Origin of the sequence: Paraburkholderia sp. GAS333, from assembly GCF_050435665.1 — a bacterium.
GTDB lineage: Bacteria > Pseudomonadota > Gammaproteobacteria > Burkholderiales > Burkholderiaceae > Paraburkholderia > Paraburkholderia fungorum_A.
Window position 1 is genome coordinate 733698 of the sequence record NZ_JBNDKS010000003.1, and the last position, 13617, is coordinate 747314.

12 protein-coding genes are annotated in these 13617 nt (G+C 62.0%); 3 read left to right on the forward strand and 9 right to left on the reverse strand.

Going from position 1 to position 13617, the window contains the following annotated elements; translation table 11 throughout:
* Window positions 1-15 precede the first annotated feature (15 nt).
* Both ABH945_RS18990 and ABH945_RS18995 read left to right on the forward strand, forming a co-directional pair.
* Window positions 16-765 carry an electron transfer flavoprotein subunit beta/FixA family protein gene (locus ABH945_RS18990; RefSeq protein ID WP_429251529.1) on the forward strand — a complete coding sequence of 250 codons (750 nt, stop codon included), beginning with the start codon at window positions 16-18 and terminating at the stop codon, window positions 763-765.
* Complete coding sequence (locus tag ABH945_RS18995) at window positions 766-1695, forward strand: electron transfer flavoprotein subunit alpha/FixB family protein (RefSeq protein WP_429251530.1); 930 nt, start codon at window positions 766-768, stop codon at window positions 1693-1695.
* 170 nt (window positions 1696-1865) lie between these two features.
* Here the strand turns inward: ABH945_RS18995 and hutG are convergent, their stop codons facing one another.
* The 8 genes from hutG to dapA all read right to left on the reverse strand — a co-directional run bounded on the left by hutG (window position 1866) and on the right by dapA (window position 10255).
* Window positions 1866-2669, reverse strand: a complete 804-nt coding sequence (hutG, locus tag ABH945_RS19000) for an N-formylglutamate deformylase (protein WP_429251531.1) — start codon at window positions 2667-2669, stop codon at window positions 1866-1868.
* Window positions 2666-3862 (reverse strand): alpha-hydroxy acid oxidase, encoded by a 1197-nt coding sequence (locus ABH945_RS19005; protein WP_429251532.1) that lies wholly within the window; start codon window positions 3860-3862, stop codon window positions 2666-2668. The genes hutG and ABH945_RS19005 overlap by 4 nt, the downstream gene beginning before the upstream one ends.
* Complete coding sequence (locus ABH945_RS19010) at window positions 3863-5311, reverse strand: FAD-binding oxidoreductase (RefSeq protein WP_429251533.1); 1449 nt, start codon at window positions 5309-5311, stop codon at window positions 3863-3865.
* Window positions 5312-5318: 7 nt separating this feature from the next.
* Entirely contained in the window at window positions 5319-6422 is a 1104-nt protein-coding gene (locus tag ABH945_RS19015; protein WP_429251534.1) for an ABC transporter ATP-binding protein, read from the reverse strand.
* Between the two features lie 92 nt (window positions 6423-6514).
* Window positions 6515-7369: an ABC transporter permease gene (locus ABH945_RS19020; protein WP_074770358.1), complete on the reverse strand. Its 855-nt coding sequence runs from the start codon at window positions 7367-7369 to the stop codon at window positions 6515-6517.
* Window positions 7366-8202 carry an ABC transporter permease gene (locus ABH945_RS19025; protein ID WP_074770360.1) on the reverse strand — a complete coding sequence of 279 codons (837 nt, stop codon included), beginning with the start codon at window positions 8200-8202 and terminating at the stop codon, window positions 7366-7368. The genes ABH945_RS19020 and ABH945_RS19025 overlap by 4 nt, the downstream gene beginning before the upstream one ends.
* 60 nt (window positions 8203-8262) lie before the next feature.
* On the reverse strand, window positions 8263-9309 hold the full coding sequence (locus ABH945_RS19030) for an ABC transporter substrate-binding protein (RefSeq protein WP_429251535.1): 1047 nt from the start codon (window positions 9307-9309) through the stop codon (window positions 8263-8265).
* A gap of 52 nt (window positions 9310-9361) precedes the next feature.
* The gene (gene dapA, locus ABH945_RS19035) at window positions 9362-10255 is read right to left on the reverse strand and encodes a 4-hydroxy-tetrahydrodipicolinate synthase (RefSeq protein ID WP_429251536.1); all 894 of its coding nucleotides are present in this window, start codon (window positions 10253-10255) and stop codon (window positions 9362-9364) included.
* 285 nt (window positions 10256-10540) lie between these two features.
* Here dapA and ABH945_RS19040 point away from each other — a divergent pair, with 285 nt between their 5' ends.
* Window positions 10541-11884 carry an MFS transporter gene (locus ABH945_RS19040; RefSeq protein WP_429251537.1) on the forward strand — a complete coding sequence of 448 codons (1344 nt, stop codon included), beginning with the start codon at window positions 10541-10543 and terminating at the stop codon, window positions 11882-11884.
* 94 nt (window positions 11885-11978) lie between these two features.
* Here ABH945_RS19040 and pruA read toward each other — a convergent pair whose 3' ends face one another.
* A complete protein-coding gene (gene pruA, locus ABH945_RS19045; RefSeq protein WP_429251538.1) occupies window positions 11979-13589 on the reverse strand; it encodes an L-glutamate gamma-semialdehyde dehydrogenase in 1611 nt (536 codons plus the stop codon).
* Window positions 13590-13617: the final 28 nt, after the last annotated feature.

The window sequence follows — 13617 nt, forward strand, 5'->3', positions numbered from 1 at the left end:
GATGAGGAAGATGAGATGAAAATTGTTACCGCGGTAAAGCGTGTGGTCGACTACAACGTCAAGGTCCGCGTGAAAGCGGATCAAAGCGGCGTGGACATCGGCAACGTGAAAATGTCGATGAACCCGTTCGACGAAATCGCCGTCGAAGCGGCCACGCGCCTGAAAGAAGCCGGCCACGCGAGCGAGGTCATCGCCGTGTCGTGCGGTCTGACGCAGAGCCAGGAAACGCTGCGCACCGCATTGGCGATCGGCGCGGATCGCGGCGTGCTGGTGGAGACCGACGCCGAGTTGCAACCGCTCGCCGTCGCCAAATTGCTGAAGGCCGTCGTCGACAAAGAGCAGCCGCAACTGGTGATTCTCGGCAAGCAGGCCATCGACGACGACGCGGGCCAGACCGGCCAGTTGCTCGCCGCGCTGCTCGACTGGCCGCAGGCCACCTTCGCAAGCAACATCGACATCGTCGACGGTATGGCCACGGTCACCCGCGAAGTGGACGGCGGCGTGGAAATCGTATCGCTGCGTTTGCCCGCGATTATCACCACGGACCTGCGTCTGAACGAGCCGCGCTACGTGACGTTGCCCAGCATCATGAAGGCCAAGAAGAAGCCTATTGAAGTGGTCAAGCCGTCCGACTTCGGCATCGATCCGGCGCCGCGCCTGAAGACATTGAAGGTGGTCGAACCCGCCGCGCGCAAGGCCGGCGTGATGGTGCCGGACGTCGCTGCGCTGGTCGAAAAACTGAAAACTGAAGCCAAGGTGATTTAAATGACGACGCTCGTTATTGCCGAACACGACAACGCTCAAATCAGAAGCGCGACGCTTCACACTATCGCCGCTGCGACGCAGCTTGCAAACGGCGTCCATGTTCTCGTGGCGGGTAGCCATGCACAGGGCGTCGCCGATGCGGTGAGCAAGGTCGCGGGAGTCGACAAGGTCATCCTCGCCGATGCGCCTCAGCTGGCCGAAGGCCTGGCCGAGAACATCGCCGCTCAGGTATTGGCGCTGGCAAAGGACTACTCGCACATCCTCTTCTGCGCGACGGCCGCCGGAAAAAACACCGCGCCGCGCGTCGCGGCAAAGCTCGACGCGTCGCAGATTTCCGACGTGATCGCGATCGAATCGGCCGACACGTTCCAGCGTCCCGTGTATGCGGGCAACGCGATCGCCACGGTGCAGTCGGGCGATCCGGTCAAGGTCGCGACGATTCGCACGACGGCCTTCGATGCAGCCCGCGCGGAAGGCGGCAATGCGGTGATCGAAACCGTGCCTGCGGTTGCGGATTCGGGTCTGTCGACATTTGTCCGCCGTGAGGTCGCAACGAGTGATCGCCCTGAACTGACCGCCGCGCGTGTCGTCGTATCGGGCGGCCGTGGTCTGGGCAGCAAGGAAAACTTCGCGTTGCTCGACCCGCTGGCCGAGAAGCTCGGGGCGGCTGTCGGTGCGTCGCGCGCGGCGGTCGACTCCGGCTATGCACCGAACGACTGGCAGGTCGGCCAGACCGGCAAGATCGTCGCGCCCGAACTCTATGTCGCGGTCGGCATTTCCGGCGCGATCCAGCATCTGGCGGGTATGAAAGACTCAAAGGTGATCGTGGCGGTCAACAAGGATGCCGATGCACCTATCTTCAGCGTCGCCGATTACGGTCTGGTCGGCGATCTGTTCGAGGTGGTGCCGTCGTTGACGCGATCGTTGTAAGTGCTCGGGTATCTCATGCGGCTGCTGCGCCGCATGGGTTTATTCGAAGTGGAAATGCGAAGCCGTCTCTGCAATCGCTGATGCAGAGACGGCTTTTTTCGTAGCGATCACGGCAATAAAAAAGCACGTCGTATTCGACGTGCTTTGAGCTACTCGAACTATCTGCTGAATCAGTCAGGCAGAGCGAGCATCGTATCCACTGCCGCCATGACCATGCGTTCGACCACCGGCGCCACCTGCGCGGCCAGATCCGGGCGATACGCAAACGGAGCCGTTTCGTTCATATACGTCGATTGGCACATCTCCAGCTGGATCGCGTGAATGCCCTGCTCGGGACAACCGTATTCGCGCGTGATATGGCCGCCCTTGAAGCGCCCGTTCGTCACCCACGTGAACGGCTGGCCTTCGAGACTCTGCGTGACGGCGTCGAGAATGCGGTTATCGCAACTCTTGCCCGAGTTCGTGCCGAGGTTCAGATCCGGCAGCTTGCCGTCGAACAGACGCGGCAGCACGCTGGCAATCGAATGCGCTTCCCACAGCAGCACGGCACCAAACTGTGCCTTCAGACGATCAAGCTCTTCACGCAATTTCGCGTGATAAGGGCTCCAGTAGTCTTGCAGCCGCGCCGCGAGTTCATCTTTATCCGGCCCCTTCCCTGAAAGGTAAAGAGGTTCGCCGCGAAACGTTTCGGTCGGGCAGAGCCCCGTCGTTGTCTGTCCCGGATAAAGACTCTCGCCGCTCGACGGGCGATTCAGATCGATCACGTAGCGCGAGTATCGGGCGCCGAGTACCGACGCACCCGACAGCCTCGCGAAGTCGTACAGCGTGTCGAGGTGCCAGTCCGTATCGGCGACCTGCGACGCGACATCGGTCAGTTGGCTGCGGATCGGGTCCGGGATGTCGGTACCCAGATGCGGGATCGAAATCAGCAAGGGCAGCGTGCCCTGGTGAAAGCGGAAAACAGATTCAGTCACAACAATTTCTCCGTCAAGTCGGCGGCTTCCGACAAGGCGTGCCGTGCATACGGATCGCGCAGGCTCGCGATGTAACTCGCGTCGAGCGATCCGATGTCGGGGCAGCCGAGAAGCCGCATGCAAATCTCGAGTTCCTTTTTGAGCATCGACAGAACGTCGCCGACTCCGCGCGAGCCATCGGCGGCCAGGCCGTACAGCGGCGCGCGGCCCAGCAAAACGCCGTCGGCGCCCAGCGCCACGGCTTTGGCAATGTCGCTGCCGCGCCGGATGCCGCCGTCGATCAGCACAATGAATTCGTCGGGAGTCGCCGATACGGTGTCGGCCAGGATTTCAAGCGAACTGGGCGCGCCGTCGAGTTGACGGCCGCCATGGTTGGACAGCACGACGCCGTCGACATCGTGGCGCGACGCGTTGACGGCATCGGCGGCCGTCTGGATGCCTTTCACGAGAACCTTGCCGGGCCAGTGACGGCGCACCCACGCCAGGTCGCTCCAGTTAAGCGACGTGTCCATCTGACGGCTCAGCGCGGCGGCCTGTGCTTCGATCCCCGGACCTAGCCGCGCACTGCGCGCGAGGTTGACCAGTTCCGGCACGCCATGCACGCCGACCATGGCGGTCCAGCGCGGATGCGTAGCGATGTCCCACAGCAGTGTCGGCGACCAGCGTAGAGGCAGCGTGAAGCCGGTTCTGGCGTAGTGATCGCGCTGGCCGGTGACAGGCGTATCGACCGTCAGCAGAAGCGTCGAGAAACCGGCGGCTCGCGCGCGCGCCATCATGTCCTCGGCGATACGCCGGTCCTGCTGCACATAGAGTTGTAGCCAGAGATCGCCGTCCGATGCACGACGGACGTCTTCGAGCAGGCTCGTCGACGCGGTGGACAGCACGAACGGCAGACCCGCCGCGTTCGCGGAACGGGCCAGCGTCTCCTCCGCCTCGCGCCGGTAGAGACCGTTCAGACCCGTCGGGCCGACCACGGCAGGCCACGCGGCGTCGGAACCCGCCAGCGTGACCCCGGTATTCACCGAACTAACGTCGACCAGCACACGCGGCGCCAGCGTGACCCGCTCGAACGCGGCTCGGTTGCGGCGCATGGTGACTTCGTCTTCCGCTCCGCCTTCCAGATAGCTGAACGCGAAATCCGGCAGAAATCGCTTCGCCGCCCGACGATAATCGGCAACGCTGGAGAGTGCCATTCAATGGTCCTGAGCGGCCACCTGGTTCGGCAGCACGCGGCCCGGATTCATCGTGTCCTTCGGGTCGAGTAGTTGCTTGAACTGTTGCATCAGCGCGATCTCGGCTGCATCTTTGTAGATGCCCATTTCCGAAACATGCAGCGAGCCGATGCCATGTTCCGCGCTGAACGTGCCACCCATTCCGGCAGCGATGTCGTAGAGCAGATGGCTCAGCTTCAGTTGAACGGCCGCCTTGTCCGCGACCTTCGCCCAGTACTCGTGGGTGAACATCGCGATGTAGTGGAGATTGCCGTCGCCCATGTGGCCCACCACGACCGGCACCGCCGCCGGATAGTGTTCGGCCAGCGCCTGCCCGGCGAGTTCGACGAAGTCGGGAATGCGATAAGTGGGTACGGCGATGTCGTGCGTCAGCCCCATCCCTTCGCGGCCGTTCGCCTCGGTGACGTGATGCCGGATGCCCCAAAGCTCCGCGCGTTGCTGTTCGTTCGATGCAATCAGCGCGTCCTGCACGACGCCGTTGTCGAACGAGCCGCTGAGGGCGTCGGTCAACCGTTCCGCGAGTGCTTCGCTCGTGCCCGTTGCAGCGGCGAGTTCGACCAGCACGGTCCAGTTGGGCGTCTTCTGGAACGGGTTGCGCGCGTTCTCGGCATGCCGCAGCGAGATGTCGAATTCGCTTTGCGAGATCAGTTCGAGACCGACCAGTTCGCCCGGAAACGCGGCCTGCAACTTCAGGCCTTCATCGACGGCGGCGGACACGGTGTCCACGCCGAGCATCGCGGTCGCGATGGCGTGCGGTTTCGGAAACAGCTTCAGCGTGGCCGCCGTCACCACACCGAGTGTTCCCTCCGACCCGATAAAGAGGTTCTTCAGATCGTAGCCGCTGTTGTTTTTTCTCAGCGAGCGCAGGCCGTTCCAGATACGGCCGTCCGCGAGCACCACCTCGATCCCGAGAATCAGGTCGCGAGTATTGCCGAAGCGCAGCACGTTCGTGCCGCCCGCATTGGTCGCAATATTTCCGCCGATCTGGCACGAGCCTTCGGCACCGAGCGTCAGCGGAAACAGGCGGTCGACTTCGAGCGCGGCCGACTGAATGTCGGCGAGCACGCAACCGGCCTCGACCGTCATCGAGTTATTGCGCGGATTCAGCTCGACGATACGGTTCATCTTGCGCATGTTCAGCAGCACGCTCTGGCCGCTGTGATCCGGCACCGAACCGCCGCACACGCTGGTATTGCCGCCCTGCGGAAACACCTTGACGCCGTTGTCGTTGCAGAACGCGAGCACTTTCGACACCTGCTCCGTGGTTCGCGGAAACACCACGCACGCGGCTTTTCCCGAATGACGCTTGCGCCAGTCGATCAGATGCGGCTCCATGTCGGACGGCGCGTCGATCACGTTGGCGTCGCCCACCAACTCCATCATTGCTGCAATAAGGCTGGATGAATTCATAGCGGATTTATTTTTTCAGAACAGCGCTGTCGCGAGCCGACCAGCGGACCGTCAGCGGACGGCCCAGCGGCGAGCGCTCGGCGGCGCGTGCGGAGATGGTCTTGACCAGCAGCGTCGGGCCATCGGTTGTCGTCAATTCGAAGCGGGTCATGCCGCCCACGAACGAAATCTGCGAGATGACACCGGTGCATTCGTTCGCGCCGCCGGCACCTGTGACGTCGGTTTCGTTGTCGTCGAGCACCGAGATTTTCTCCGGCCGGACCAGCACTTTCACCTTCGAACCGATCGAGTGCCCTTCCGTGCTCCGCACCTTGATCGACCATTTCGCGTTGATCGCCACCGTGTCGTCGGACACGACGACGCCTTCCAGCAGATTCGATTCGCCGACGAAGTCCGCGACGAATTCGCTAACCGGCTCGAAGTAAAGCTCATCGGGCGTGCCGAGTTGCGCAATGCGTCCGCCGTTCATCAGACACACGCGGTCGGACAGATTCAGCGCTTCTTCCTGGTCGTGCGTCACGTAGACGAGCGTCGTTCCCAGGTCGCGGTGCAGGCGTTTGATCTCGCCCTGAAGCTGGTCGCGCAGTTTCTTGTCGAGTGCGCCGAGCGGTTCGTCCATCAGAATGACCGACGGCGAATAAACGATGCAACGCGCGATACCGACGCGCTGCTGCTGTCCGCCGGACATCTCGCGCGGCTTGCGGTTTTCGTAGCCGGTCAGGCCGACCCGTTCCAGCGCATTGCGCACGCGCTGCTGGATCTCCGACTTCGCCACGCCGCGAATTCGCAACGGAAACGCGACGTTGTCGAATACGTTCAGATGCGGCAGCAATGCGTAGTTCTGAAACACCATGCCCAGACCACGCTCGCGCGGCGGCACCGTCGATACGTCCTTGCCGTCCAGCAGGATGCTTCCCGTGGACGGCGCGACCGCACCGGCAATGATGTTGAGGATCGTGCTTTTGCCCGATCCGCTCGGACCCAGCAGGCTCAGGAATTCGCCTTTACGCACGGTGAAATCGGTGGTGTGCAACGCGACCGAATTGCCATAACTCTTACTGATGCCGTTGAACACGATCATGTTGTCCCCGGCGTTGATTGAGGTCGACATGGTGTCCAGGTTTCCGTTGACCGATGAATTCGTACGGGCCGAAGGCCGCCCATTTTTCTCGAGCAGTACGTGTGACATGCTTTTCTCCGACCTCAATGTGACGATTCAGATGCTGCTGGCTGCAGAAATACCGAGAGACAGCAGAACACGAGGGACAGCACCGTCAGCAATGCCGAGACGGCGGCAATCACCGGCGATATATCCCACTGGATACTGCTGTACATCTTGACGGGTAGCGTGGTTGTCGTCGGGCTCGTCAGGAACCAGGCGATCACGACTTCGTCGAACGACACGAGGAACGCGAACAACGCGCCCGCGAACATCGATGGCCGCAACTGCGGCAATACCACCTTGAAGAACACGGTTCTGCGATTCGCGCCCATGATGGTCGTCGCGAACTCCAGTGCCGGGTCGAGCTTTTTGACGCCCGCCATCACCGTCATCATCATGAACGGTGTGACGTACGCGACGTGACTCGCGACCAGCCCCGCCGTCGTGCCCACCAGATGCAACCGCGACAGATACAGATACAGGCCGAGCGAAATCACGATGACCGGTACCAGAATCGGGCTCATCAGCAGCAACATCACCCAGCGCTTGCCGGGAAAATCGAAGCGCACGAGGCCATACGAAGCCGGCACGCCGATCAGGATCGACACGACCATCGTCAAACCGGCCACCTTGAGACTCTGAAGTATCGGCCCGACCCACGCCGACGAACTGAACAACTGCTCGTACAACTCGAGCGACCACACGCGCGGCGGAAACGTCAGTTCACCGTTGCCGCCGAACGAGATCGGAATCACGATCAGCGTCGGCACGAGAATGAATGCATACACCGCAAACGCAATGACATTGCGAAGCCTCGCGTAGCGCCGCTCCTGCCTGTCGATCACCACGCCCGGCGCTGTCGCCGTGCGGAGATCCATATCGATCGATGTTGTCATGCCATCACCTTTTTCTTCGCGTCGTGCCGCTGAAACTGTTCCGCGCCCATTGCCGCCAATGTGACGATAGCAAGCAGGATCACGCCGATTGCCGAGGCCATGTTCCAGTCCATCGTCTCGCGGGTATAGAAGTCGACGAGGTTGGACATCATCGCGTCCTTGCGTCCGCCCAGCAGCGCCGGTATGACGAAGAAGCCCATCGACATCACGGTGGTGCTCAACGTCGCAGCGGCGATCCCCGGAAGGCTCAGCGGCAACGTAATGCGGAAGAAGATACGCGGCGGTTTCGCGCCCATGATTTCGGACGCGCGGTACAGCGATTTGTCGATCGACAGAAGGCTGGCCAGCACCGGAAATACGATGAACGGAATCAGGTAGTTCGTCATCCCCACCATCACGCCGAAGCGGTTGAACAGCATCGGCAGTTGCACCCGCGTATGAAATGCCGCCGACAGCAACTGGTTCACTAGTCCGTCGCGGCCCAGCAGCACCGTGAACGCATAGCTCTTGACGAGAATGCTGGTCCAGAACGGCACGAGCACGAGAACCATGTACAGCGCGCGCTTGCGCGGCGTCTGCTTCGCAAGATGCATCGCGATCGGATAACCCAGCAACAGGCTCGCCACCGAAGCCGTAATGCTGATCTGGAACGTCGACCAAAGCGTGCGCAGAAACAGGTCGCTTCCCAGCAACCGCTGATACGCGGACAAGGAGGGGCTGCCCCCAATCCAGAAACTCGTATAGACGACGTAGGCGAGCGGAACAAACAGGACGAAAAACAGGAATACGGTGGCTGGCCCGACGTATAACAGTCCGTCAACACGTGATTTCATAACCCCTCCTTAACCATGACTCCCGATGCCCCGACTGCGGGCATCGGGACCACAACACGTTCAGCCGAGCGCCCATTCCTTGAACCGCAACGTCAGTTCGTCGTAGTGATCGGCCCACCATGCGTCGTTGCTGATCACGTTCATCTTGTTGAACGGGTCGGACATCCACTTGCGCACTTCCGGCTTCAACATCGGCATCGCGCTGCGGCTGGCCGGCGTATTGCCGAGCGCATTCATCAGCGCGGCCTGACGGTCCGGGCGCAGGGCGAATTGCACGAACTTCATCGCGTTCGCCTTGTTCGGCGAGTTCTTCAGAACCACCAGGTATTCGAGACCGATCAGGTTCTGCTTGAACGAGAAGTCGATCGGCTTGCTGGCTTCCTGCGCCGCCTTCACGCGTGTCGAGTACGTGTAGCTGAAATCGACCTGACCGGTTTCCACCAGCGTGACGGTTTGCGGCGTCTGATCCACCCAGTTGCCGACGAACGGCTTGATGCGGTCGAGCGCTTTAAAAGCACGGTCGACATCGAGCGGATACAGCTTGTCCGGCGCGACGCCGTCGGCGAGCAACGCGATTTCCAGCGTCTCGCTCGCGCGATTGCGCAGCGTGCGTTGGCCCGGAAACTTCTTCACGTCGAAGTATTCGGCGAACGTCTGCGGATGCTTGCCGTCCGGGAACTTGCTGTTGTCCCAGCAGATGCCGCCCGTGAAGCCGTACAACGGCACCGCGTATTTCGTCATCGGCGCGATCAGGTCGCTGCGATTGAAGAGCGCCGGATCGAGCGGTTCCCAGTAGCCGTTCTTCGCGCCGGTCATCGCCATCGGGCCGACGGCGTCGAAAACGTCCCACTGGACGTTGTTCGTCATCACCTGGGCCTTGACCTTCGCGAGGTCGGGCGTATCGACGAGGGTCACGTGAACGCCGAACTCTTTCTCGAACGGCTTCGCCAGCGCTTCTTCGACGCCGGCGTGATAGTTGCCGCCCCAGCTCACCACCGTCAGGTTGCTGGCCGCCATGGCCTTGCGCGAGGTGATGACCATCGGCGCAGCGATGGCGGTCGAGAGGAGAGTCGTGCCCGCCGCCTGCAAGAACCGGCGACGGGGCATGATGATTTTCGAATCAGCTGACATGGCGTTGGCCTTTTATTGGGTGAGTGGTCTACTCGGATTCGCGCGCGACGATCGGCGCAACGACGCTCGCCAGACGGGCACGGAGCGCGTCGGAGGCGGGCAACATGGGAAGCAGCACGTCGCCGAAGTCATAACCCTGCAGCGCGAGCGCGGCCTTGATCGGGGCCGGGTTCGGCTCGGCGAAAATGGCGTCGATCAGCGGACGCAACGTTGCATGCAGCGCAACGGCTTCCTGAAGCTTGCCGCTGGATGCGAGCGACAGGACCTTCGCCCATTGCTTCGGAATCAGATTCGAACTCGAGATGATCCCGCCGACCGCGCCCATTGCAACATGCAGCGGCAGCACGTCTTCTTCGCCGCTCAGAATGGCGATCTTCGACGCGCTCAGTTCGGCCGCGCGCATTTGCTGCGCGAGATCCGGGTTGCATGCCTTGATGCCGACCACACGCGTCAGTTCGGCCAGCCGCGCCACTGTTTCGTAGTGCAGCGATACGCCAGTGCGGTACGGAATTTCATAGAGGATGATGTCGGCGTCGACCTGATCGGAGAACTTCTTGTAGTAGTCGACAATGCCGTCCTGGGTCGGGCGGAAATAGTACGGCGTGACGACCATCAGCGCCTTGGCGCCCGCGGCGACGAACGCCTTTGCGTTGTCCACCGCATCGCCGATACCCGGCGACAGGATGCCCGGCACCACATGAAGCTTGCCCGCGCCTGCCTCGATCGAGGTCTCGACCACGCGCAGCCGTTCCTTTGCCGATAGCGACGTGTATTCACCGGTGCCGCCCAACGGCACCACACCGTCGGTCCCGGCCGACGCGAGACGCTGGATGTGCTGATACAACGGTGCTGGCTGGAACTGTCCCGCCTTGTCCAGCGAGGTGGGGACCGCGGTCAGAATGCCCGCGTATTTGTGTTTCATGCTCATCTGTACACCCTTATCTGATGAAAATTCGCTTCGTCATCGCTGGTCACTGAACTGCGCATAGTTGACACGATAGGAAGTCAAAAACAAGGGTGTTGCACCATCACAGACCGTTACCATCTTCATAAGACGCCGTTATCTAATCGCTTTCGAAGCTCGTGCGAGAGATTCTGTAACTGGGACAAACCCTTGTCCGGCGGCCTGCCGGAAGACTCCGGGGGCGTGCCGTCAGAGCGGCCAGAGCCGACCTTCCCCAGCGAATGCGGAACCTCGAAGAGTGTCATGTCAAAAACAAACGAAGAATCCGTTCAAAAAAGCCACGACCCTGCATTACCCGCAGAACCCATCAATCTGGAGACGCCACGCACCGGCCCGCTGTCGGAAGCCAAGCTGCTGGGAAGAAAAACGCCGCCGCTAACGTTAGACGTTCAGACGCCTGCGGGTTCGCCGCCGCCAAGCGAATATCGCGCGTTAATGGGCCTGCTGGGCGGCTATGCGCTGCTGACGCTCGGCAATGGTCTGTTCCAGACGCTGATCCCTCTGCGACTGCTGAATGCGGGCGCGGCGATGTTTGCGGTTGGCCTGATTCAATCGTGCTACTACGCGGGCTTCATGGTCGGGGCCGTGTTCAACCGACGGCTGATCGACCGGATCGGCCAGCATCGGACCTTCGTCGCGTTTTCATCGGTCGTCGCGATTCTGGCGCTGGCATTCGGACGCTTCGAATCGCTGCCGGCGCTGGCGCTGATCCGCTTCATGACGGGATTCGCGTTCATGGGCCTGTACACGTCCATCGAGAGCTGGCTGAACGGCGTGGTCAGAAACGAGCGGCGCGGCCAGGTTTTCGGCTCCTATGCGGCGATCAACTATCTCGCCGTGGGCTCCGGCCAGTTCCTGCTCAATACCGGCGACGCGTCCGGCACCGCGCAGCTATCCATCGTCGCCGCGCTGTTCGCCGCCGCGATCCTGCCGGTGACGCTGCTCGAAGGCTGGCCGCTGCGCGTGTCCGATGCGGCGCTGACGCGCATGCCGACGCAAACGTGGAAGGACAGCGTGCTGGCGATGAAAGCCTCGACGCCGCTCGCGATTCCCGGCTGCGTGCTCGCCGGCTTTCTCTACAGCAGTTTCTATTCGATGACGCCGGTTTATCTGACGCGCACCGGTTTCTCGACTGCGGAGCTATCCGCGTTCATGGGCACGGCGCTGTTTTCGGCGCTGCTGCCGCAATGGCCGATGGGGCGTTTGTCCGACACCATCGACAGGCGTCGGCTGGTGTATCGCATTGCGCTGACTTCGACGCTGCTGAGCGCCGCGCTCGCGGTGCTGCACGAGCGCAGCTTCGTGTGGATCGCGACGCTCGCCTACGTGGCGGTCACCTTTACGCAATACGGACTGATCGTGTCGCACGTGAACGACCGGACCGAGCCGCACCGCCGGGTGGCGATCACGGCCACGTTGCTGCTGATGTTTTCGTTCGGCGGAATGGTCGGCCCGGCGCTGGCGTCGCTGTTGATGAGCGTGATCGGGCCCAGCGGGCTGTTCGTCTTCAACGCGATGGCGTCGGCGATGCTCGCTTTTTTCGCCGCGCGCGCGATGAACAGCCGCCGCGACTTACGCACGGCCTGATCGGGAAAAACACGGAGGGATAAAAAAGGCCAGGCGGAAAGCCTGGCCTTGTCGTCTGTTTCAATCTTCCGATTGAAACACCGTGCGTTTACGCTTACGCGCCGAACTTCCAGTCGCGCGTCGGCAGGTAAGTTTCCTTGACCGTGCGCGGCGACGCCCAGCGCAGCAGGTTCAGATACGAGCCTGCCTTGTCGTTGGTGCCGCTTGCACGACCGCCGCCGAACGGCTGCTGGCCGATCATCGCGCCGGTCGGCTTGTCGTTCAGATACAGGTTGCCGGCTGCGTTGACCAGCGCCGCTTCCGCCTGATGCAGCGCGAAACGGTCGGTGCAGAAGATCGAACCGGTCAGCGCGTACGGGCTCGTTGCGTCGATCAGTTCGAGCGTCTCTTCCCACGCGCCGTCTTCGTAGACGAACAGCGACAGGATCGGGCCGAACAGTTCCTCAGTCATCAGCGCATGCTTCGGATCGGACACCTGCAGCACGGTCGGCTCGACGAAGTAGCCCGGCTCGGACCACACCTTGCCGCCCGAGACCAGCTTGACCGCCGTGTCTTCCTTCGCCGCCGCGAGAACGCGGCTGAGCTTCTGATGCGAAGCCTGCGAGATCACTGCGCCCATGAACGTGCTGAAATCGGCGACGTCGCCCACTTTCAGTTGCGCGAGACGGTCGCGCAGTTCCTGTTCGACCGCGCTCCACAGAGATTTCGGAATGTACGCGCGCGACGCCGCGCTGCACTTCTGGCCTTGATAGCCGAACGCGCCGCGAATCAGCGCGATCGCAACCTCGGCGGCGTTCGCGGACGGATGCGCGAGCACGAAGTCCTTGCCGCCCGTCTCGCCGACCAGACGCGGAATCGTGCGGAACAAGTCCACCTTCGACGCCACGCCCTTCCACAGCGACTGGAACACCGCCGACGAGCCAGTGAAGTGAATCCCCGCGAGGTCCTGCGACCCCAGCGCGACGCGCGTGGTCAGTTCGGCTTCGCCCGGCACAAAGTTGATGACGCCCGGCGGCAAACCGGCTTCTTCGAGTGCTTCGAAGAAGATGTAGTTGGCCAGCGCCGATTTCTCCGACGGCTTCCACAACACCGTATTGCCCATGATGGCCGGCGCGGTGGTCAGGTTCGCGCCGATCGCCGTGAAGTTAAACGGCGACACGGCGTACACGAAGCCTTCCAGCGGACGCCAGTCGATGCGGTTCGCCGCGCTCGCGACCGACATCGGCTGCTCTGCATACACGCGCTGCGCGTTGTACGCGTTAAAGCGCAGGAAGTCGATCAGTTCGCAGGCGCTGTCCGGCTCGGCTTCTTCGACCGTCTTGCTCTGGCCGAGCATGGTCGCGGCGTTGATCTTCATGCGCGAGCGGGTGGCGACGATTTCGGCGGCACGGTGCAGGATGGTCGCGCGGCTCGCGTGCGTCAGGTTCGCCCAGTCGCGCGCAACCGACTTCGAGCTGGCGATCGCTTCGCCGATCTGCGCTTCAGTCGGGCGATGAATGCGGGCGAGCAGTCGTTGATGGTCGTGCGGTGCACGCACTTCCACCACATCGTTCGAGAAATAGCGCTTACCGCCGATCACGGTCGGGATTTCAACGACGTCGCGTTGTTCGAGTGCTTTGGTCAGCTCATTGGCAGCCGACGTTCCGCGGCCGAAATGCACTTCCGGCTCGTTAGCCGGCAACGGAAATTGTGGACCTGAAATCACGCCTACTCCTTAAGAAAAGCCGTTAATT